Below are 21,032 nucleotides of genomic sequence, written 5' to 3'. Positions count from 1 at the left end.
TTGAATTTTATATACCCGCGTATTCACTTTCTAAACCTTTCTTTTCAGGACAAGTAATGTAAAGTCATCATGCAGCTGAAAATCTTGCAGTTTGAGTAAGCTGGCATAGATGGCATCCACCATTTCCTGAGCCGAGTAAGATAGGTGCTCTGATATGAGCGCTTTGATATCCTCCCGCTCTAAGAAACCGTCCTCTGCCTTAGATTCTGTTACACCATCGGAGAATAAAATGACCATATCTCCAATATCCAAATGCTTCTCATACTGCCTGTAATCAAAGTCTGGTGCGATTCCAAGGACAAGCCCTTTCGCATCTAAATCGTAAAATTGGTTCTCTTTTCTGCAATAGAAAAAGCCCGGCTCATGACCAGCCGATGCGTATTTAAATTCATGTGTTTCTGTATTATAGCTGCCATAGAACATCGTGATAAACATGCTTGGGTCTACGTTTTGTTCGACAACACGATTAAGGGTTTTCAGCACCTTCGTTGGGCCGCTCCCTGACTCCGGCAAGGAATCCATCGCATACTTAATCATCGACATACAGAGCGCAGCCGGGATGCCTTTCCCAATCACATCTGCGATCGCGATATTGATTGTATGGTGATCAGTGACAAAGTGAAAATAATCTCCACTCATCTGTTTTGCCGGCACACTAATGGCCCCAATATCAAAGGTGTCACCTTCTGGTATTTTCGTTTCCAGAAGGGTTTGCTGAACATTTGCAGCAATTTCAATCTCCGATTTAATTTCTTGCTGGATGCCTCTGAGTGTTAAATGTTCCTGGTAGGCAAGTCCGTACCCAATCATGACTTCAATTAAGAAGTCTAGTGAATGAAAGACATCTTCCGGCAAATCAGGGTATAGCTCCTGAATTACTTTTCGGTGAACACTCACTATTTCTTCAGGAGGTATTTGATGCTCAATGGTTTTTCGGCTGAATTTTTGAGCTTGATAAAGCGATGTTTCAGTTAGATCACTGATATAACGACTGAGCAGCTGATGATACCGCTGCTCCATTACCTCCTTAAAATCCATGGTTTCCCTCCTAGCGAAGCCACTTGACAGCTTGTATCTCCGTTCCTTCTTCTGGTGTAGAATCTAATTTAAAATCATCCATCAGTCTTCTCACTCCCGGAAGACCTGCTCCGAGTCCGCCTGATGTAGAAAATCCGTCTTCCATCACTTTGCGTATATCCATGATACCAGGCCCTTCATCGGCTGCGATGACTTTAAGTCCACGCTTTCCACGCTCCATCACTTCTTCTATACAAATCTGACCTTTACCAGCGTATAAATAGATGTTTCGAGCTAATTCTGAAATGGCCGTCGTAATTCTTGCTTGGTCAACTGTTCCAAAGCCCAGTTCTTTTGCAACATTTCGTCCCAGTTGTCTTGCCGCGACTATGTCCCATTCCGTCAAAATTTTCACACAGGATTGGTCTTTCATATCTATTCCCCCAATTCCCGCTTCAATGTCTCAAGCCCTTGTTCAAGATCTAATGCAGTCTGAATTTCTTCCAGTGATATACCAAGTTCAATGAGTGTCACAGCGACTGCCGGCTGTATTCCTGTTAATACAACTTTTGCCCCCATGAGCTTTGACATCGTGATGACATCACCTAATACTTTTGCGATAAATGAATCAATCATATCAACAGATGTTAGGTCAATGACAACGCCGTTCGCTCCTGTTTCATGAATTTTATTGAGTAAATCTTCTTGAAAATGAAGAGCCGTTTGGTCATCAAGCTCCCATTGTATAGAAATAAGAAGACAATTATATAATTTTAAGATTGGAATCTTCGGGTGATTTCTCACTGGGTTATCCCTCCAATGAAACAATTTTTCGATTTGTCATTTCTAAAGCAGTTTGAATTCCTTTTTGAAGGGTATTCTTTGTTGTAACTTGAGATAAATCAATTCCAAGAGTGACGATGGTTTGGGCGATTTCTGGACGAATACCGACCAATAAGCATTTTGCACCTACTAATCTCACAGCCTCTGACGCTTGAATGATATGGTGTGCCACCATTGTATCAACGACAGGTACACCGGTAATGTCGATTAAGACCACCTGTGATCGATGTTTCACGACGCCATTTAACAGATTCTCCATGATCTTCTTCGCGCGATCTGTATCAATTGTTCCTACAAGAGGCATGACAGTGATGTGCTCAAACACTGGAATCAGCGGAGCAGATAGTTCCTGTAACGCAATTTTTTGAAGGTTGACGGTTTTCTCCCATGAGATGGAGTAGTGATTCAATATTTCGTTATGAACAGGTGAAATGAACCGATCAATTTCCCAGATGAGCTCATTACTTCCTTGTTCAGTATTTTTGTCACTGTTCATTTTTTGATATAAGTGTGAACGGATTTCCGTTAGCCCTTTTGCCAGTAATTTAAGTGATACACCCATTTGTACAATTTTCAAAGCAAAAGATTGCACTTTTTCTTCAAAATCCTCAGCATTCGCCTCTGAAAGGGATGCCAGAATAAGCTGGACATATTCGGAACAAATCGTTTCATACATTTTATCGTTTAGCATCATGTCCGTTTCTTCTTCTCCGAGTCGTTTGAAGATGTCAGTCCATTCTTTTTCTAATTCCTTTTGGTGTGCTCTCGCAAAAGCTAACACGATATGATTCGACATAATTTACCCCCTGCGTACATAAAAAGCAATAACTTTCATTCTCTCTCCATTATAGCCTTAATAAAAAATGAACACAAAAAAAAGTTGCTCACAGGAGAGCAACCAAGTATCACCATATTAAAAATCAATAAGAGCCAAACTAACTTGTAAGGCTTCATCAACCTTCTCCATCATCTCATCATCAAGATGTGTGATTTTATCTGTCAATCTTTGTTTATCGATCGTACGAATCTGCTCTAAAAGAATGACAGAATCTCGTTCAAAGCCGTAGCGCTTTGCATTAATTTCGACGTGAGTCGGTAATTTCGCTTTTTGTATTTGGGCTGTTATGGCTGCAACGATAGCAGTCGGGCTGAAGCGATTTCCAATGTCATTTTGAATCACCAATACCGGGCGAACCCCGCCCTGCTCGGAGCCAACAACAGGAGATAAATCAGCAAAGTAAACATCACCGCGTTTAACAATCAAATGTTTAACCCCCGCTGACTAATCGCTCAACTGTATTCTCAGCCTCAAATTCTGCATATTGTGCCTCTGAAGAGATATTCAGATTAATTTTCGCCATCTCCATGTAGCCGCGTCTCATCGATTCACGATTTTGTCGAATATTACGTTCACGAATATACGTTTTTGTCGCTCGGTAGATCAATTCATTTCTTGTTACCTTATCCTGCTCTGCTACTCGTTCGATTTCAGACATCAAAGCCTCGGGCAGTCGAATCTTCATTTCGTTTGTTGCGCTGGATTCAGACAAAAAACATACACCTCCACAAAACTTACGGATACCGTTTCGATCCATTCCAAGACTAATCATACCATTATTCAATGCACAAGCAAAGCTGTTTTCATGATTTCTTATTAGAACATGAAGCGGTCGGCCACCCGTAATTCAAAATGATAATGGAGTCCCTCTTTCCCATTATACGCTTTTTTTCGAAAATCATACGGTATTTCCAAAATCTCTAAAAAAGGGAGGATATTTATTCCTTCTCTGTAGAATAAAAGAGAACGATGTCGGTTTGGACATCGTTCCCCTAATAGCTACTTATAAAAAGCTTGGCCCGCCTTGAAGCAGCGGATTACGCACATGAACCCTTTTGCCGTCCTCTATATATACTCTTGGGACCCGGTGGCCAATCGAGCAAGTGACTTCATAGTTAATGGTTTCAAGCCTTTTGGCAATTTCATCGACTGATACCTTTTCTTCGCCTTGTGAACCAATCAAAACGACTGGTTCGCCTGCTGAAATGTTCTCTTTCAATTCAACCATGAATTGATCCATACATACCCTTCCAGCAATCTTCCGGCGCTTTCCGCCAACGAGCACTTCCGTTCCTGCCAGCTTCCTGATCCAGCCGTCTGCATAGCCAATCGGAACCGTGCCAATCCATGTATCTTGATTGGCTGTATAGGTCGCTCCGTAGCTGACACTCTCACCCTTTTGAATAAGCTTCACATGCGCTAGCTTTGTATGAAGAGACATGGCTTCTTCCAGCTTGAAAGGCAATTCATCTTTGATTTCCTCTGACGGTGACAGCCCGTACATACTGATGCCGAAACGGACCATATTAAACAATACTTCTTTAAACCTTAGACCTGCTGCACTGTTGGCGCAATGAACGAGCAGTTTGTCCGTATGAAGCGGCTGAAGCAATGTTTGAAAGGTGTCCATCTGCATATCAAAGTAGTCCTCATCCTTTTCATCTGCTGTCGCAAAGTGAGTAAATACACCTTCCAGCTGTAAATAAGAATGATCGCAGGCAAGCTCTTTCACTTCGCTCACTTGCGCTAAGGTTTTAACACCTAAACGATTCATTCCGCTGTCAATTTTCAAATGAAAACGAATGGGTTGTCCAATCTGTCCTTTCACTACTTTGATTACATCTCTCAGCCACTCGATTGAGTAAGCAGTCATGATGACGTTGTATCTCACGGCGACTTTGACATACTCTGGCGGTACTGCGCCGAGTACAAGAATCGGTGCTTTGATGCCTTTATTTCTTAAAGAAATGGCCTCATCCAAAAAGGCAACGGCTAACAAGTCTGCTCCTGCTTTGAGTGCGGCTCTTGCCACTTCTATATCTCCATGTCCATACGCATTGGCTTTTACAACAGCCATTAATTGAACTTTTTGACCAATATGATCTTTCATATGTGAAACATTATGCTTGATTGCTGTTAAATCAATTTCTGCCCATGTGTCTCTATAAAAGGCATTTGTGTCCATCAGTCACACTTCCCTATTGAATGATTCAATACTTCATTATGATACTAAAAATCAAGAATAATGTGAAACAAATCAAAGAAAATCAGCCCTTGCATAGGGCTGATGTTTCATTTTCAAGGCTCTCGCCTGAGATATTCGTTTATTTGGCTGACTGGCCTTCGACACTGTTTGCGACCATTAACAGCTCTTCCTTCGATAAATCACTTGAGGAAATTAAGTAGTCGACTCCGTCAGATGTCCATGAAAGAGATTGATCCGTTAGAACACCCACTGTCATGCCAAGATCGACTGGCTCGCCGTTCATCGTCACAGGCGTAGATGCTTCTGCCACTCTCGCTTTTTCCTGAATGAGTGTGAAGGATTTCTTTCCGCCATACGTAATCACATAACGTTTCCCAGCATCTGTTGTCATTTCTTTCTCTTCCATCTTCTTCACGCCCTCTGGCATATCAACTGGTGTTTTCACTGCGAAACTGTCAGATGGGTCTGCACTTGTGGCGACATCCATTTGGGAGAGTGTCATGTTTTTCTTCTCATCAAATGCATCTTTGTCAAAGGATTTATTGAATTCAAAGTGAGAGAATTCCACTTTCACCATTGGCTTTTTGTCGCTATCCAGCACTTTCACACTGGCAGGCGCCATTGTTTTTTTATGAAAGGTAATCTCTTGGGTAGGCAGCATTTGGTTGTGCTGATAATTGGTTTTTGTTTCGAAAATATACTTTGACTCTTTCGCTTTGAACTGAGCTGCACTGTCATTTTTAATGTCTTTCACTAGCGATTCAAATAAATAGACCTGGCTGCTATTATTCGGCCAATCACTATGGAAACGGAAGCTTTTGTTCAATGAAGGTGTCAGCACAAACACACCATTGCCATTTCTTAAAATGACTTGACTCTGATCCTTTTTCGGATTTTCTAAATAGACACGGTAAAGCTCCGGCTTCTTGTACCAAATTTCCACCTGATACTCCTGCGGATCATTCCCTGTCTCGATGGTCATTTTTGCTTTGGCTTTGTATGATGTCATTTCCTCTGCCTTTTTGTTTAAATCTCCAACGATATCCTGCTGAGATTTTTGACCGCATGCGGAGAGAATCAGTACAAAAAGGATCCCCGTTACAAGCAAAACAAAGCTTTTTCTCACCCTTTTCAACCCCTTCGTTAATTGTGTTAAAAGGAAGAAACCGCTTGTTTGGCTTTAACAGTACGCCTAAAGAGTTAACTGCGTACCGCGAACCATCAAAGCCTGTTAGCAACTCGCCCTTCCTTATCGCACTACCCAATATATGAAGGGGGGACAAACAATATGCAGACTAGCTTGACAACCTTTCGATTAAAACTTGCGCAGCAGCATATTCTTTTGTGTGCGTAATGGACACATGAACCTGGTCTTCCTTCGTTTTCTCGCTTTTGAGAAAAGGTTTTCCATGATCATCTTTTTGTATCTCGATGTCATGAAAGCTTAAATGCTGACCGATTCCCGTACCGTATGCTTTAGCAAAAGCTTCCTTTGCCGCAAAACGTCCTGCTAAAAACTCCAGCTGTCTCTTTTCACTTAGCGCGTAAAAGACGTCCTGTTCACTTAAAGTCAATATTCGTTCTGGTAAACGGGGCTGTCTGCTGAGCACTCGTGACAACCGGTCGATTTCTACAATATCAATGCCAATTCCTTTGATCACGGGGTACCTCCTATGATACTCGTACTAATTTGGATGTTCGCTTCATAAACGTGTTACTATAAACTTACCATTATCTAGTCAAAAGGGGTTTGTTATGTTTATTCGAACGGAGAGCTTTCAACAATTTATTAGATCGTATCCAATCGTAACAGCGATCCTTGCATTGCAAATAGGTCTGTGGCTTTTATTTGCTATTCCTTTCCCTATTATACAGCTTGGGCAGGACCATCTCGTCGGTTTCAACTATGGTGTAGCAGCAGGAGAATGGTGGCGGCTCGTTACCCCTATTTTTCTCCATGGAAGTCTGACACACATTTTGTTCAATTCTATGTCCTTGTTCCTATTTGCACCAGCGCTTGAGTATTTGCTTGGTAAGGTTCGGTTTCTCATCATTTATCTTGGGGCAGGGTTCATTGGAAATCTCGGAACCTATTGGGTGGAGCCTTTAGAGTATGTACATGTCGGCGCTTCTGGTGCTATTTTTGGTTTGTTTGGCGTTTATCTGTATCTTGTCCTATTTAAACCGCACATGATGGATCGCGGCAATTCTCAGGTAATCTTAACGATTCTTGGTGTCTCTGTCATCATGACGTTCGTCAATTCGAATATCAATATTATGGCTCACTTATTTGGATTGATAGGCGGCATGATCCTAGCACCTATCACCCTATTCTTCCACTCCAAAAAAAGACGCTACTAATCTCATAAAAAATGTCGATCATCCCTTTTGACAAGGAGCTGATCGACATTTTTTAGTTTAAGAAGATTTAATTTTTTTCATAGGAATACCAATCAAATACACGTGCAGCATCTTTCTCTTCAAGGTGATGCACACCAAAGGAATCAAGCAGTGCAGAGGATTTCACAAAGGTGTGAATACTCGCCACTCGGCCTTTCTTTTGGAAATAAGATTGGGTCACCGTATAGTTTTGCATTCGTTTTCTCAATACAATTCCGGTGGTTTTGCTGATGCCTCTTGTCGTCAGCTGAATCAATGGGTCTTTGATCGTATAACCTGATTGTTTATAGGCTAAGTATCCAAAGAACAAAGCAATTGGCAACGGAATGAATGCCAAATACCCCCACGGCGGAAAACGTACTGAAAGGATCACACCAACGAGCAATGGAACAAATCCGAAAGAGATCAGGTAGCGTTTGAGTGAACGCTTTGGCACCTTTTTCAGCTCAGCTTCTGGTGTCAGGTGATAATGATCTGTAAATTGAGACAACAATTCATTGATTTTTTTCTTTCGAATCAGTGGGAATAAGACCGAAGAGGTTTCTTTTTCTGTAATAGAACCTCCTGCACTAACAAGCATCACAGTAGCAAACCCAAAAGGCTCACGGAGAATGTTTTCTTTGATTTTCACTGCTTGAATTCTCGCAAGCGGAATGGTCATTTGATGTCTTTCAATGAGTCCTCTTGTAATGATGATGTCATTTCCTTTTCGTTTGGCAGCAAAATTAGCGTATTGGAGCGCCGTCACTCCAACACTGAGTATCCAAGCAATCAATACGGCTAGAAAAATTAGAATCGCGTAGATTTCAACACTTGCATGACTTAAGAAGGAGAACTGCTTGACGAACCCGTCTAAAGGAAGAATTTCATCTATTTGTGTGTAAATGGCTAGACAACCCGATATAATCACACCGATGCCGCTTGAAGTCGTAGCCGTTAAAAGCAGCTCTGGTACACCCATACGATAGGAGACGTTGATTTCTTCCTCCACAGGTTTTTGGGCAGTTAGATGATCATGCGGTATATCACCAGTTTCATCCGTCATTTCTTCTTGCTGCAAGCTTTTCTTCCGGTTGAAAATCGACTGTTTCAATTGTTCTGCTTCTGCTTTTGTAATTGCCGTCAGGCTCACTTCTGGGCCATCCGTCCCGCCTGCCGTTTCGATTTGAACTCGCACCAAACCGAAAATCCGCTGGAAGATGCCTTCACTTGTATTGACCGTTTGAATTCGTTCTAACGAGATATATTTTTTCTTTTTCGTGATTACACCTGATTCCACACGAAATTCATCGTCTTCCATCCGGTAGGTGAATCGTCTCCATTCTAAAACGGTTGAAACAGCTTTCCATAAAAGAAGCACACCAAGAATGATAAACGCATAAAAGCGAATACTTGAATTCGAGTTCACAAAAATAAGCACGAAAAAAGGGATAATGAAGTTTTTAATCATGGATACGGCATCTGATATAAAATCAATGAACATCGAGATTGGATGTACACGTTTTGGTTCAGACATCATCTTCCGTCACCCTTGCTAAACGAGATATGTAATCACGAAGCTCATCTGCCTCTTCTAATTCTAACGCTGGAATATCATGAACAGTGGCAGCAGTCGAAATTTGAACAGATGCCAAGCGATAGCGCCTTAAAAGCGGTCCTTGGGATGTATCGACATGCTGGACACGCACCATCGGCACAATCACGCGTGTAACGCGAATCAGCCCATGCTGTATTTCAATTTCATTTTCAAATACTTCGTAGCGCCAGATGTGATGACGGATTTTTGGTATGAGCCAAATTCCGAAAATGATCTGTAAGATCCACAATCCGACGAGGATGGCCCCAATCCAATATGGCCATTGAAAATAATAACTAGCAATAAATACCCCAATGATGATGAGTAAGAAAATCAATGAGATAATTCCATTTTGAAGACGCCATACCTTTAATCCATTTAAGCTAATTTGACGTTGCGGCTGTTTTCTCACATTCTTCCCCCATTCTCTTATTTTTCTATCAATATATTACGAAACAGAGCCTAAAAAGTTTCAATCAGCCTGTTAAAAAAAGCGAACCCTGCAAAGGATTCGCTCTTGTATGTTAGTTGTTATAAGATTTCTTTTGACGACGATCGCTAGAAGAACGATTGCGATCATTTGATGAACGCTTTTTATCACCGTAAGATGAACGGCTTTTCCCACGATAGCCGCCTCCTCCGCCGCCGTCTCTACGTTTAGAAGAGCTGCGGTTGTTGCGATTGCGTTTTGAAATCATTGGTGCTTCATCTGTCAAACGAACAGGCGTTGCATCTGGCTCTTTTGTCATCATTTTGATGGCAGCCGCAACCACTGTGACAGAATCATTATCTTCTAGCAATTCAGCAGCAGCTGTCATGTAGAAGTTTAAGTTGTTTTCACTGATGATCGTGCGTAGACGGTCAACTGTTACTTGCTGTTGTCCTTCAATTGCTTCATCTAGAGTTGGTTCTTTCATACGATCCATTTTACGTTTTGTCGTTTGCTCAATCGCACGAAGCATATCTTTTTCACGTGGTGTGATAAACGTCACCGCCATACCTGTACGTCCAGCACGGCCTGTACGTCCAATACGGTGTACATAGCTTTCCGGATCTTGTGGCACGTCGAAGTTATACACGTGTGTCACGCCAGAGATATCAAGTCCACGTGCTGCAACGTCTGTTGCCACAAGCACATCGATTGAACCTTCTTTGAATTTGCGAAGCGCAACCATACGTTTCGCTTGAGTCAGGTCACCATGAATTCCTTCAGCTGTATAACCTCTTAGGTTAAGCGCTTCTGTCAATTCGTCAACACGGCGTTTCGTACGACCGAAGACAATTGAAAGCTCAGGTGATTGAATGTCAAGAAGACGTGTCAATGTATCAAATTTCTTACGTTCGTGAATATCCAAGTAGAACTGTTGGATGTTAGATACTGTCATTTCTTTTGCTTTTACTTTCACATGCTCTGGGTTTGTCATGAAACGTTCTGCAATGCGCTTAATTGGTGCAGGCATTGTCGCAGAGAATAAAAGTGTTTGGTGTTCACTTGGTACATTTGAAAGGATCGATTCAATGTCTTCAATGAAACCCATGTTTAGCATTTCATCTGCTTCATCAAGCACAACTGTTTCAACATTTTGAAGACGCATTGTACGACGGTTAATGTGATCGAGTAAACGTCCTGGAGTCCCTACGATGATATGAGGGTTCTTCTTGAGCGAACGGATTTGGCGGCTGATATCTTGTCCACCGTAAATCGGAAGAACGCGTGCACGCTTGTCTTGGCCGATTTTGTATAGCTCTTCAGATACTTGAATAGCTAATTCTCTTGTTGGCGCAATGATAATCGCTTGGATATTAGGAGACGCTGGGTCGATTTTTTCAACCAGAGGAATACCAAATGCTGCTGTTTTTCCTGTTCCTGTTTGTGCTTGTCCGATGACATCTTTATTCTGAAGACCGAGAGGAATCGTTTCTGCTTGAATCGGTGTTGCTTCTTCAAATCCCATGCGGTTAATAGCTTTCATGAGACTTTCGCTTAATTGAAAATCTTGAAACGTTATAGTCAAATTATTCAAACTCCTTCTAATTGCTGTTTCAGTAATCTCGTGAATGATCATTAAAAACTGCCCTTTTCTGAAAGGACAGGTCCATTATATACAAAGCCCGAATTACCCTACATTATATCTTACCATTACACTATTTGTTTTTCAACAAGACAGAAATGGATATATCTACTACTCCACAATGACAGATTCACCTTCACTTTGATCTCCGTCCATCCATCTCCACTTTTCTAACAGTTGAATTTTTCCGTTATCCAGCTGCTTAGGTGTAGGATCGCAGGTCCCGCTTCTCATGCTGCCATCCTTGCTCACATGGTGGTATCTAAAATGAAGTGTTCCATCCTCTTTCACTGTTCCTACAAGTCCGCCAGATACAATACTGCCGCCTTAATATATGCCCGTTAAAATATTCCCGTCCTGACGATATTGAAATATGGTTCTTTCTGATACTTCCCCATTACTCGAATTAGACTGCGGGATAAAGGTTTTTCTGTCATATTGAAACAACCGAATCGACCACCTTTTCTTTGCTATTGTAACATAGGCCTGTCACTGATTCGACAAAAATGTTGCAGATTTTAACAAGTGGGATTCAATTTATATTAGTTTAGCCACATTTTCGCTTTTCTATATATTAAATTGCTTTTTTTAGAAATTGTTCTACTTTCTCAAACAATTGCTGTGCACATGGCTCGTGACAAACATGGTGTTTACAGTCAGGTAAATAATACATTTCTTTCTGATGAGACGGGATTTTATGATAAATAAATTCTGCACTAGAAGCGGGAACAATCCCATCGCTTTCCCCTTGAACAATTAAGACGGGCAGATGAAGTTTCTCAAGGGAGCTCTTCGTTTGTTTTACCAGCTTCATAAATTCTACAGCAGCTGATAGCGGCGTGCTCGTTAGCTTATGACGATACCGATCATACAAGGGGTTCGTATCAATCAACCCAGACAAAGATTCCTTCACCATCTGTCTTGTGTCTTGGATCATCTGTTTTGGGTTCACATATTTTGCCGCGGCACTTAAAAGGACAAGGCGGGCAACCGGATACTTCGCAGCTAAGTAAGAGGCAATCATCCCGCCCATTGAAAAGCCGACCAAATAAATGGTGTCACATGTTCGGTAGAGGGATAAAAGTTCTAGTTCAGCTGTCGCAATCCATTCTTGATAAAGAATGCCTTTTAATTGAAGTTCCTCCCCATGCCCCGGAAGCGTGATAGACTGCACGGTCCAATCTGTCGTCTGCTTTAAATACTGCGCCAGCGGTTCTACCTCATAAGGGGCTCCCGTAAAACCGTGTATACATAGACATCCAATCATTCAGTCACCTTCTTTGCCGCTAACTTTTATAGTGCAGTAATGACTTCTTCCAATCTCATGCCGCGTGAGGCTTTGACAAGAACAACATCGTCAGGTCCTGCCACTTCAGCTAGTTTTTTCTTCAGTTCCTCTTTGTCCATATATGAGAACACGCGCGCGTCTCCAAATGCTTTCTTCGCTCCTTCAGCAATGAGTGCACCTAGACGTCCATACGTCATGACATGATCGATAAACTCAGGCTTGATGTATCGGCCTAGTTCGTAATGATACGTTTCTTCTTCACTTCCCATTTCAAGCATATCACCAAGCACTAGAATGCGATTGGCGAAACCGTCCATATCCCCTACAAGATCAATCGCCGCTTTCATGGAAGTAGGACTCGCATTATACGCATCGTTTATGACCGTGATTCCTTTATCTGTTGTAAACAGCTCAAGACGCATCCCTGTCAATTTTGTTTGCATCAACCCTTGGGCTATTTGTCTTTCATTCAGCCCAAAATGCTGGCCAATGGCAATAGCAGCAAGGGCATTCTTCACATTATGTTTCCCTAATACAGGAATGAGAAACGCCTGAGCGTACCCTTCGACTTGAAATTCAGTTCCTTCTGCAAGCTGATTGATGTGATTGACCCTGATATCACAGTCCTCTGCTTCTCCAAAGGTTTTCACGTTGTGAGTCAGTGCATTCGCTCTTTCACGAAGCAAGGGCTCATCTCCTAAATAATAAAAGACGCCATTCTCTTTTAACCCTTTTGTGATCTCACATTTTGCGTCGGCAATTGCTTCTCTTGATCCTAGATCTTGCATATGAGATTCTCCGACATTGGTGATGACTGCTGCATCAGGCTCAGCGAGGCTTGACAAAAACTCAATCTCACCTTTTGCGCTCATGCCCATCTCCAAGACAGCGATCTCTGTTCCTTTTGGCATCTCGAGAATGGTGAGCGGAAGACCGATATGATTATTAAAATTGCCATCTGTTTTATGGACTTGATACGCCGTTTGTAATACTGAATGAATCATGTCTTTCGTTGTTGTTTTTCCATTACTTCCTGTAATACCGACAACACGAGGATTTTCTTCTTTTAAGTATGATTTTGCCAGCTGTTGCAGTGCAGCCAGTGTATCTTCTACAAGAATGACTGGGACGCCTTCTGGTGGATTGGCCTCTTTTTGATTCCAAAGAATAGCGGCAGCTCCAAGCTCCAATGCTTTTGAAGCAAATGTGTGACCGTTAAAATGTTCTCCAATAAGCGGGATAAACAGTGCGCCTTTTGATACTTTTCGTGTATCTGTTGTCACTCCGTGAATTTGCTCTTCGCCAAAAGCTTGATTAGATAATGCTCCACCAGCCATTTGGGCAATTTGTTTCACTGTACGTTTGATCATGATTTTCGCCTCTCTTTCTCATTTTATGTTTGAAGGAAAAGAGACACTACCTGTGGGATAGTGTCTCAGCGTGTAGACAAACCCTCGCATTCGGTGTCAGTCCTGCGTGCTGGTGCTCACGAATGTCAAATTCGCTCCGCTCCGGTACTCGTCCTTCCTAGACTGCAAAGGTTTTCTATCACGCTGAAAAGAAGACAAAGGGCTAAAATAAAGTTCATTTTAGCCCTTTGTCAACAATCTGAGACACTACCTGTAGGATAGTGTCTGCTTGTTGCTCACATTAAAAAGTTGTTTTAATGGTTTGTTTTTCTTGATGACGTTCAATTGCAAGTGACACCAGCTTTTCAATCAACTCAGGATACTCTACGCCAGTATGTTTCCAAAGCAGCGGGAACATACTGAATGGTGTGAATCCAGGCATTGTATTCACTTCATTGATCAGCACTTTGCCATCCTCTGTTAGGAAGAAGTCTGCACGTACGAGACCAGATCCATCAATGGCTTTAAATGCTTTAATCGCCATATCGTGAATCGTCTTGTATTCCTCCTCTGAAACACTAGCAGGAATGATCAAGTCTGTATCGCCATCTTCATATTTTGCTTTGTAGTCATAAAAATCTGTTTTAGGTGCAATTTCACCAACAACAGAGCATTTCGGCTCGTCATTTCCTAATACACCAATTTCAATTTCTCTTCCAATGACGCCTTCTTCCACGACAACACGACGATCATATTGGAAAGCCAAATCAAATGCTGCTTGAAGCTCTTCTTTGCTGCGGCATTTACTAATTCCAACACTTGATCCCATGTTGGCAGGTTTCACAAAGCAAGGATAGCCTAGTACTTGCTCCACCTGTTCTAAGCTGTCTGATGTTGTTTTCTCATAGTCTTTTTTATTGAAGGAAAGGTGCTTTGCTTGTTCAAGTCCTGCTTGCGCAAAAACATCTTTCATCATGACTTTATCCATACCCGCAGCAGAAGCGAGAACGCCGTTACCGACATACGGGATATTTAGTAGTTCAAGTAAACCTTGCATCGTTCCATCTTCACCATTTGGTCCGTGCAGCAATGGAAAGACGACATCAATCTTCTCATCAGGTGATGCAGGCTGTGGAAACATGCTCTCATTTAAAGAAGTTGGTAAAAACGTCTTTGCGTTTTGTTCAAATTGAAGCATTTTAACGTTTGATACTGGTTCAGTGAGTTTTTCTCCTCTTAGCCATTCGCCCTCTTCTGTAATATAAATTGGATGTATATCGAACTTTTCAGTGTTAAGTGCTTTTGTTACTGCAAGGGCTGTTTGCAGTGATACATTATGTTCGGCTGACTTTCCGCCGTAAACCAATCCTAAACTTATTTTCAATGGATACTCCCCCCACTAAAATTCATCTTTACTATCTTATCACTTTCAAGCGAAAATGCTCTAATTAATTTTTGTTGTTACGGAATTGAAATGATTTGTAAAGGTTGTATGCGCCCCCCGAGCATTTGTATGTCATTCGCCTTTATTTTATATTAAAATGACATTGAAAAGGAGTTGTGACAAATTGAAAAAAATCACAAGTACTGAACAATTCAATGAAATCATTCAATCAGACAAAGAAGTCATCGTTAAATTCTTTGCGACATGGTGTCCTGATTGCACAAGAATGGACATGTTCATTCCAGACATTTTAGAGGCTTATGCTCACCATGAATGGTTTGAAATAAACAAAGATGACTTCCCTGAATTAGCGGAAACGTATCAGGTCATGGGAATTCCAAGCCTGTTAATTTTCAAAAATGGTGAAAAAACAGGTCATTTACACAGTGCAAACGCAAAATCACCTGAAGAAGTGACAGAGTTTCTTCAAAAACACGTTTCATAACTGATGATAATGAAGGACATCAGCAAACTCTTGCTGGTGTCTTTTTCATTTCTTCTATATCCTCTTATATCAAATCTCTACATAAGACGAGATGTATGTCCAAAACGTTTCAATGAAGAAAAAGATGTTTTTATGATGTCACGACAAGAATTGACAGCGAATTATTTCCTGGGAAAGAATTCAAAGTCGATATGGATGGGAATATGTCGGTTACGTGAATTTTCTGAATTGAATCTTTACTTCTGACATTTGACTTTGTATAATGAAGTTGTTAGCTAATTGAAAATGATTATCAATTTCATCTATGTGAAATCTTATAAATGTCCATTTTTATAAAGGAGCGATGAGTCACATGTCTAAGAAGAAGATCAAAACATACCAGCAATTGATTGAAGAGAACAAGAAGGCGATCATGCGCGATCCTAAAATGATGGAAAGTATATACGAAACCATCGACAAAAAGCATCAGAAGCAGCTTGCAGCTGCTGGACGTGAATCATAAATACAAGATGAGCAGTCAAAAGCTGGCTGCTCTTTTATTTACCTCAACAGAAATAAAAAAAGCCGATAAAATCGAATAACAGATTTTATCGGCTTTTGTTTTTAATGTGATTTCGCTACACGGTCCTGCTTCATTCCTAAGTAAATGAGCATATACGTGAGATAGCCCATAGTCATCGTTAAACCACCGAAAAAGAATTGAGAAAATACAGGTTCCTCAAATGTCGTAACGGCAGCAAGAATGATCCAGCTCGCATATAAATAAACCATGAACCATTTCATGTTTCTTTTAAGTGTATACAGAAAGAAAAGACCGGCTAATGAAAAGATCCCTAGCGCTAGTCTGAAATAAACAAGATGATCAAACTGGAAGGCAAAAGACACAAACGAAAACGACAGCAGCAACAAAATTGGTAAAGCCGTAATGAAATTCTTCACGATAGTGCCACCTCCATGACTCCTCCCTATTATAAGACAAAATCAGCCGGTTATCGTGAAATACAGACTCGTTTTCACAAAGATGTCATGAATTTTTCTTGTTATTTGACACAATTTTTACACATTTACGTCACGCTTCCAAAAAAGGAACCAAGCCGTTCCAACAAAGAAAACAAAATGCGCCCCTACAATGAATAGAGAAAACAAAAGACTCATTCCATCAAAGGGTGGCGGTCCTTGAAAGCTGTATTGAGTAAAGTCCGTATTGGCGAAAAGCAGGATTTTCCCCCACTGATTTTCAAAAAGAGACATGATAGGCACAAGTGATTTTGCCGCATATAAAACAAAGAATGAAGTGACAAGCGCAATCAGGCTGTTCCTAAACAAACTGGAACACATAAAAGCGAAGCTTGCCATCATGATCACTTCCACCCACTGTGAACCGATGACTGCAAGCGTATGCTGAAATAATCTTCCCGTACTCTCATCAAATTCAGTACCAAAGAAAATAAGGCCAAATAGAAAAGCTAATACGTAATAAAAAACAAACAGGTAAATGACCGAGAGAACAAGTGTCATATATTTTGACAGAAAAATATGCAGCCTTGTCTTTGGCCGGATGAATAAGAACTTGATCGTCCTTTTTTGAAACTCTGTGGAGATCAGTGTCGCGCCAATGACAACAGCGAGCACTTGTAAAATAAACACGACGTTTGTGGAATAAGCAAAATAGTTCGCGACCGTGTCTTGTCCACCAAGGCTGGATATGACTCGTTTCAACGCTAAAGCCATCGTCATTTGAAAGACAACGATCAATCCAAGTGCAATGAATGTGATCTTTTGCCTCATAATTTTTTTATGCTCATTCTTGATCAGTTGAAGCATCTGCTGTCCCGCCTTCCGTCCATTTCATAAAGGCCTCTTCAATGGATTGTTTTTGAGGCGTCATTTCTAGTACATCAAACCCTGCCAACACGAGCTGCTTGTTAAGCTCTGATACACGATCTTTGTTCAGTTGAAGCAGCACCTGCTCTCCATTTCGTTCATATGTATATCCATTTGTGTCGAGCCATGAAGCGGCCTTTTCTACTGGCTGAATATTCATCAGCACCTGCTCTTTGCCCTCCATGTCCCGGAGATTCGCACTCGCTCTGATCCGTCCTTTTTGAATGATGATCATGCGGTCACATAGCTCTTCTACCTCATGCAATAAATGCGTGGCAAATAACACGGAGGTTCCTTCTTCTTGTACGAGCGTTTGCAAGTGCTCGCGGAATTCCTTCATTCCTGCGGGATCAAGCCCATTTGTCGGTTCGTCTAAAATGAGCAGATTGGGCTGATGCAAAATGGCTTGTGCAATCCCAAGCCTTTGTTTCATCCCCAATGAATACGTCTTGACCTTCTGATGAATGGCGTGCTCCAGACGAACTCTTTTCACCACTTCATGAATGCGGCCCTCGGAAACTCCATCGTGCATCGCCCCATACAATTCAAGGTTTTCAAAGCCTGTTAAATACGGATAGAACTCAGGATTTTCTATGATGGCACCAACAGATGACATCGCCTTTAGAAATTCATTATCCTGAGAATATCCATTGATCATGATTCGGCCATTGTTTTTTCTCATCAAGCCCACGATCAGCCGAATCAAGGTCGTTTTTCCAGACCCATTTGGTCCAAGTAAACCGACAATCTCTCCTTGCCCAATCTCCATAGAAATATCTTGCAAAATCATATGTCGGCCAATTTGTTTATCGACTTTCTCTACTTTTAGAACAGCAGACTGCAAAGTGGTTCCTCCTTCTGATGTAAAGCCTATGGCGGCAAGTAAGGCCGCTCATTCTGTTAAAAGTATATCACGCAAAACAAGCCGTTCCACGAAAAAAAGGGCTGATCCAAGTCAGCCCTTTTGAACATTACATTGATAAATTAGGTGATGATGCGTCCTTCTCATGTTTTTTCTCAGTTTCTGTCACAATCACCGCACATGCTGCGTCACCTGTAATATTAACAACGGTTCTCGCCATATCTAATAAGCGGTCAATACCAAGGATGAGCGCAATGCCTTCAACAGGAAGCCCCACAGAATTCAGTACCATGGCCAGCATAATTAAGCCAACTCCCGGTACGCCGGCTGTCCCGATACTGGCTAATACGGCGGTTAATATAACTGTGATCATTTGCATGAGTGTCAATTCAATCCCAAACACTTGAGCAATAAAGATGGTTGCGACCCCTTGCATAATCGCCGTCCCATCCATATTGATTGTCGCGCCTAATGGCTGCACAAAGCTAGATATTGGCTCTGGTACTTTCAGCTTTTTTTGAGCAGTTTCCATTGAAACAGGAAGAACTGCACTACTGCTTGACGTACTAAACGCCACGACCATCGCAGGTGAAAAATCTTTAAAGAATGTAAAAGGATTTCGTTTTGCAAATAAAGCCAAAGTTGAACCATAGGTGAGAAAGAAATGAACAAATAGCGCTACTAGAACCACTGAAAAGTACAGCCCCATGGCTTTAATTGCATCAAGACCTTGGCTCCCAATCGCCGTTACAATTAAGCCAAATGTTCCGTATGGAGCAAATTTCATGACTACTCCCACAAGGTACATCATGAGTTCATTGCCTTGTTCTAATATTTTGAGTAACCCTTCTGTTTTTTTACCTAGTACTGCAATGCCTAGACCTAAGAAAACACAGAACACAATGATTTGCAGCATGTTACCTTCAACTAGAGATTGAACTGGATTTGTTGGAATGATGTTTAATAATGTGTCAGCCGTAGATGGTGCTTCTTGAGGTGTATATTCTGCCCCCTTTGTATCGAAAGAACCAAAGGAACCAGGTTTAATTAATAACGCTAAAGACATTGCAATGATAATAGCGAATGTTGTTGTCAGTAAAAAGTATGAGATGCTTTTTGCGCCAATTCTGCCAAGCTTTTTCGGATCACCAAGGCCTGCCACGCCAAGTGTGATGGAAAAGAACACGATTGGCACAACTAACATTTTGATAAGATTCAAGAAGATTTGACCTAGAGGTGTGAACAGATAAGGATCTAACATTTTGAATACATTTGGAGCAAAAATGTTAAGCAAAAGTCCCGTGATTGCACCTACAATGAGGGCAATGATAATTTTTGTAGCCAGCTTCAATAAAATCTCCCCTTCCTCGTCAAAAAGACCCACGAGAGAGTTTTCTCGTGGGTCTGCGTGTTCTTACATATACCACCGTTTACTCTCTTCACGCTGATGAGGTTAGCTGACGGGTTAGGACGAAGAGATGTCCTTTTTTCTAATGAAAGAAAAATTCACCCCAAAAACATGGGTCCCCCATTCCTTTAGAAGGATTAAGCGTGTGGTTATTATGATATTTTCATACTATTTATACCTTATTTTTAGAAAATTGTAAACAGGTTCATATGAACTTTTTAATTACTTTCTTCCTTATTTGTGACCTCCAAAATGTCTAAAATAAACACAAAGATTGGGATACCGATAATGAGTCCCCAAATGCCAATATAGTGTTCAGAGAAAATCAGCACAATAAATGTGAAGAAAATAGGGAGTTCTGTTTTAGCCGACATGAGCTTCGGATTTAAGAAATAGGCTTCGATTGCATGGATGATGACGATGACCAGCACAATATAAAGGACATACATTCCGCCTCCAAGTGTATACGCAATGATGCTCAATGGAATGAGAGAGATGACCACACCCGCTACAGGAATTAAGCCTAGCAAAAAGACCATGACCGCTAATCCAAATAACTGCGGAAAACCCATAATCCCAAGCGCAATTGTCGTTAAGACACAGTTAACGGTGGCAATGATAAACTGTGCTTCGAGTACCTTTCCAAACGTTCTGGAGAATTTACGTCCAAAGAAAGCAATTTCATGATAGAACACGGAGATTTTACTCGTTTTGAACTTGTTCATGAATTGGATGAGGCGTTCCTTTTCAAACAGGAAGAACATGCTTAATATTAAGGACATAATGACCTGGATACTGAACGTGCTGAAATCTGTTAAGTATGTATAGAGGAAATTAAACCCTTTCTCAAAGTAAGCTGATATTTTGAAATCTCCGAATACGTTGGTGATGACGTCAAAGAAGGGTAAATCTTGTGGATGATCTGCAATTTTCTTTCCTAAATGAAATAACTGCTCCACCTGTTTGGCGATGATTGGCACAAAAACGAATCCGCCAAACGTCAATCCACCAGCCAGGAGAATATACAAAAGGGTAATGACCGATTTCTGTCCTATTTTTAGGAAGTGATTTAAAAAGCCCCTAATGACCCCTTCTAACCGATTCATCAAAAAGGTGAATATGAAGGTCAGGAGAATTAAATTCATCATTCCTCTTAATAGATACAATACTGTGGCTAATACTACAAATACTGAAAACCGCTTAACACCGGGTTTTTCGAACAATTTTAAAAATGCTGCCATTACGTTCCACACCTGCCAGGACTAAAGTCTATTTTTCATCGTATCTGATATACATTATATCGGATCTTTCTGTAAATTATATAACAAAAGGTCATTGAGGTCTTACGATTCGTTCTAATTTTATCAAGCTTTTCGGTTTTTTCTTTTCATCACAAGAAA

The 21,032-nt window shown here is 41.2% G+C and carries 23 protein-coding genes, 1 pseudogene and 1 riboswitch; of the genes and pseudogenes, 3 read left to right on the top strand and 21 right to left on the bottom strand.

Annotation, left to right across the window (positions count from 1 at the left end; genetic code table 11):
* Window positions 1–30 precede the first annotated feature (30 nt).
* The 9 genes from ACYH0L_RS02555 to acpS all read right to left on the bottom strand — a co-directional run bounded on the left by ACYH0L_RS02555 (window position 31) and on the right by acpS (window position 6,565).
* Window positions 31–1,038 (bottom strand): PP2C family protein-serine/threonine phosphatase, encoded by a 1,008-nt coding sequence (locus ACYH0L_RS02555; protein ID WP_230031323.1) that lies wholly within the window; start codon window positions 1,036–1,038, stop codon window positions 31–33.
* A 10-nt stretch (window positions 1,039–1,048) separates the two neighbouring features.
* Entirely contained in the window at window positions 1,049–1,450 is a 402-nt protein-coding gene (locus tag ACYH0L_RS02550; protein ID WP_099728415.1) for an anti-sigma regulatory factor, read from the bottom strand.
* Between the two features lie 2 nt (window positions 1,451–1,452).
* Window positions 1,453–1,821, bottom strand: a complete 369-nt coding sequence (gene rsbS / locus ACYH0L_RS02545) for an RsbT antagonist protein RsbS (protein ID WP_003214235.1) — start codon at window positions 1,819–1,821, stop codon at window positions 1,453–1,455.
* 4 nt (window positions 1,822–1,825) lie between these two features.
* The gene (locus ACYH0L_RS02540; protein WP_099728416.1) at window positions 1,826–2,656 is read right to left on the bottom strand and encodes an RsbT co-antagonist protein RsbRA; all 831 of its coding nucleotides are present in this window, start codon (window positions 2,654–2,656) and stop codon (window positions 1,826–1,828) included.
* A 117-nt stretch (window positions 2,657–2,773) separates the two neighbouring features.
* A complete protein-coding gene (gene ndoA / locus ACYH0L_RS02535) occupies window positions 2,774–3,124 on the bottom strand; it encodes a type II toxin-antitoxin system endoribonuclease NdoA (protein ID WP_003214169.1) in 351 nt (116 codons plus the stop codon).
* Window positions 3,125–3,128: 4 nt separating this feature from the next.
* Entirely contained in the window at window positions 3,129–3,410 is a 282-nt protein-coding gene (locus tag ACYH0L_RS02530) for a hypothetical protein (protein WP_003214273.1), read from the bottom strand.
* Between the two features lie 291 nt (window positions 3,411–3,701).
* Complete coding sequence (gene alr, locus ACYH0L_RS02525; protein WP_099728417.1) at window positions 3,702–4,883, bottom strand: alanine racemase; 1,182 nt, start codon at window positions 4,881–4,883, stop codon at window positions 3,702–3,704.
* A 139-nt stretch (window positions 4,884–5,022) separates the two neighbouring features.
* The gene (locus ACYH0L_RS02520) at window positions 5,023–6,039 is read right to left on the bottom strand and encodes a LolA family protein (protein ID WP_099728418.1); all 1,017 of its coding nucleotides are present in this window, start codon (window positions 6,037–6,039) and stop codon (window positions 5,023–5,025) included.
* A 160-nt stretch (window positions 6,040–6,199) separates the two neighbouring features.
* Window positions 6,200–6,565 (bottom strand): holo-ACP synthase, encoded by a 366-nt coding sequence (gene acpS, locus ACYH0L_RS02515; protein WP_482354328.1) that lies wholly within the window; start codon window positions 6,563–6,565, stop codon window positions 6,200–6,202.
* A 94-nt stretch (window positions 6,566–6,659) separates the two neighbouring features.
* Between acpS and ACYH0L_RS02510 the strand changes: the two genes are divergently transcribed.
* Window positions 6,660–7,265, top strand: coding sequence for a rhomboid family intramembrane serine protease (locus ACYH0L_RS02510; protein WP_099728420.1), 606 nt, complete (start codon window positions 6,660–6,662; stop codon window positions 7,263–7,265).
* A 67-nt stretch (window positions 7,266–7,332) separates the two neighbouring features.
* Here ACYH0L_RS02510 and ACYH0L_RS02505 read toward each other — a convergent pair whose 3' ends face one another.
* The 7 genes and pseudogenes from ACYH0L_RS02505 to ACYH0L_RS02475 form a co-directional block, all read right to left on the bottom strand.
* Window positions 7,333–8,823, bottom strand: coding sequence for a PH domain-containing protein (locus ACYH0L_RS02505; protein ID WP_327925425.1), 1,491 nt, complete (start codon window positions 8,821–8,823; stop codon window positions 7,333–7,335).
* A complete protein-coding gene (locus ACYH0L_RS02500) occupies window positions 8,813–9,292 on the bottom strand; it encodes a PH domain-containing protein (RefSeq protein WP_099728422.1) in 480 nt (159 codons plus the stop codon). Before ACYH0L_RS02500 ends, ACYH0L_RS02505 begins: the two co-directional genes overlap by 11 nt.
* A 112-nt stretch (window positions 9,293–9,404) precedes the next feature.
* Entirely contained in the window at window positions 9,405–10,895 is a 1,491-nt protein-coding gene (cshA, locus tag ACYH0L_RS02495) for a degradosome RNA helicase CshA (protein WP_142353667.1), read from the bottom strand.
* Between the two features lie 168 nt (window positions 10,896–11,063).
* Window positions 11,064–11,399: pseudogene (locus ACYH0L_RS02490) on the bottom strand (avidin-fold protein).
* A gap of 127 nt (window positions 11,400–11,526) precedes the next feature.
* The gene (locus tag ACYH0L_RS02485) at window positions 11,527–12,219 is read right to left on the bottom strand and encodes an alpha/beta hydrolase (RefSeq protein ID WP_099728424.1); all 693 of its coding nucleotides are present in this window, start codon (window positions 12,217–12,219) and stop codon (window positions 11,527–11,529) included.
* Between the two features lie 26 nt (window positions 12,220–12,245).
* On the bottom strand, window positions 12,246–13,610 hold the full coding sequence (locus ACYH0L_RS02480) for a UDP-N-acetylmuramoyl-tripeptide--D-alanyl-D-alanine ligase (protein ID WP_482354327.1): 1,365 nt from the start codon (window positions 13,608–13,610) through the stop codon (window positions 12,246–12,248).
* A 280-nt stretch (window positions 13,611–13,890) separates the two neighbouring features.
* Window positions 13,891–14,973, bottom strand: coding sequence for a D-alanine--D-alanine ligase (locus ACYH0L_RS02475; RefSeq protein WP_099728427.1), 1,083 nt, complete (start codon window positions 14,971–14,973; stop codon window positions 13,891–13,893).
* Window positions 14,974–15,157: 184 nt separating this feature from the next.
* On the opposite strand from ACYH0L_RS02475, the gene ACYH0L_RS02470 reads away from it, so the two are divergent.
* Both ACYH0L_RS02470 and fbpB read left to right on the top strand, forming a co-directional pair.
* Window positions 15,158–15,478, top strand: coding sequence for a thioredoxin family protein (locus ACYH0L_RS02470; RefSeq protein WP_099728428.1), 321 nt, complete (start codon window positions 15,158–15,160; stop codon window positions 15,476–15,478).
* Between the two features lie 352 nt (window positions 15,479–15,830).
* The gene (gene fbpB, locus ACYH0L_RS02465) at window positions 15,831–15,980 is read left to right on the top strand and encodes a Fur-regulated basic protein FbpB (RefSeq protein ID WP_003214266.1); all 150 of its coding nucleotides are present in this window, start codon (window positions 15,831–15,833) and stop codon (window positions 15,978–15,980) included.
* Window positions 15,981–16,081: 101 nt separating this feature from the next.
* On the opposite strand, the gene ACYH0L_RS02460 is transcribed toward fbpB, so the two are convergent.
* The 5 genes from ACYH0L_RS02460 to ACYH0L_RS02440 all read right to left on the bottom strand — a co-directional run bounded on the left by ACYH0L_RS02460 (window position 16,082) and on the right by ACYH0L_RS02440 (window position 20,873).
* Entirely contained in the window at window positions 16,082–16,417 is a 336-nt protein-coding gene (locus ACYH0L_RS02460) for a hypothetical protein (RefSeq protein WP_008359528.1), read from the bottom strand.
* Window positions 16,418–16,534: 117 nt separating this feature from the next.
* Complete coding sequence (locus ACYH0L_RS02455; RefSeq protein WP_256499320.1) at window positions 16,535–17,302, bottom strand: ABC transporter permease; 768 nt, start codon at window positions 17,300–17,302, stop codon at window positions 16,535–16,537.
* Window positions 17,280–18,206: an ABC transporter ATP-binding protein gene (locus ACYH0L_RS02450; RefSeq protein ID WP_099728430.1), complete on the bottom strand. Its 927-nt coding sequence runs from the start codon at window positions 18,204–18,206 to the stop codon at window positions 17,280–17,282. The genes ACYH0L_RS02455 and ACYH0L_RS02450 overlap by 23 nt, the downstream gene beginning before the upstream one ends.
* A gap of 127 nt (window positions 18,207–18,333) precedes the next feature.
* A complete protein-coding gene (locus ACYH0L_RS02445; protein ID WP_180275553.1) occupies window positions 18,334–19,575 on the bottom strand; it encodes a dicarboxylate/amino acid:cation symporter in 1,242 nt (413 codons plus the stop codon).
* 77 nt (window positions 19,576–19,652) lie between these two features.
* A riboswitch (cyclic di-AMP (ydaO/yuaA leader) is annotated at window positions 19,653–19,786 on the bottom strand.
* A 64-nt stretch (window positions 19,787–19,850) separates the two neighbouring features.
* Window positions 19,851–20,873, bottom strand: a complete 1,023-nt coding sequence (locus ACYH0L_RS02440) for an AI-2E family transporter (protein ID WP_099728432.1) — start codon at window positions 20,871–20,873, stop codon at window positions 19,851–19,853.
* Window positions 20,874–21,032 lie beyond the last annotated feature (159 nt).

Source organism: Bacillus sp. MC1252 (genome assembly GCF_056838025.1).
Note: the sequence above shows the minus strand (reverse complement) of the source record. Positions and strands in the feature narration are given on the sequence as shown.

Coding starts and splice junctions, on each gene's coding strand:
- ACYH0L_RS02555 (WP_230031323.1), bottom strand. CDS start 1,038: ATGGATTTTAAGGAGGTAATGGAGCAGCGGTATCATCAGCTGCTCAGT.
- ACYH0L_RS02550 (WP_099728415.1), bottom strand. CDS start 1,450: ATGAAAGACCAATCCTGTGTGAAAATTTTGACGGAATGGGACATAGTC.
- ACYH0L_RS02540 (WP_099728416.1), bottom strand. CDS start 2,656: ATGTCGAATCATATCGTGTTAGCTTTTGCGAGAGCACACCAAAAGGAA.
- alr (WP_099728417.1), bottom strand. CDS start 4,883: ATGGACACAAATGCCTTTTATAGAGACACATGGGCAGAAATTGATTTA.
- ACYH0L_RS02510 (WP_099728420.1), top strand. CDS start 6,660: ATGTTTATTCGAACGGAGAGCTTTCAACAATTTATTAGATCGTATCCA.
- ACYH0L_RS02505 (WP_327925425.1), bottom strand. CDS start 8,823: ATGATGTCTGAACCAAAACGTGTACATCCAATCTCGATGTTCATTGAT.
- ACYH0L_RS02485 (WP_099728424.1), bottom strand. CDS start 12,219: ATGATTGGATGTCTATGTATACACGGTTTTACGGGAGCCCCTTATGAG.
- ACYH0L_RS02480 (WP_482354327.1), bottom strand. CDS start 13,610: ATGATCAAACGTACAGTGAAACAAATTGCCCAAATGGCTGGTGGAGCA.
- fbpB (WP_003214266.1), top strand. CDS start 15,831: ATGTCTAAGAAGAAGATCAAAACATACCAGCAATTGATTGAAGAGAAC.
- ACYH0L_RS02455 (WP_256499320.1), bottom strand. CDS start 17,302: ATGCTTCAACTGATCAAGAATGAGCATAAAAAAATTATGAGGCAAAAG.
- ACYH0L_RS02440 (WP_099728432.1), bottom strand. CDS start 20,873: ATGGCAGCATTTTTAAAATTGTTCGAAAAACCCGGTGTTAAGCGGTTT.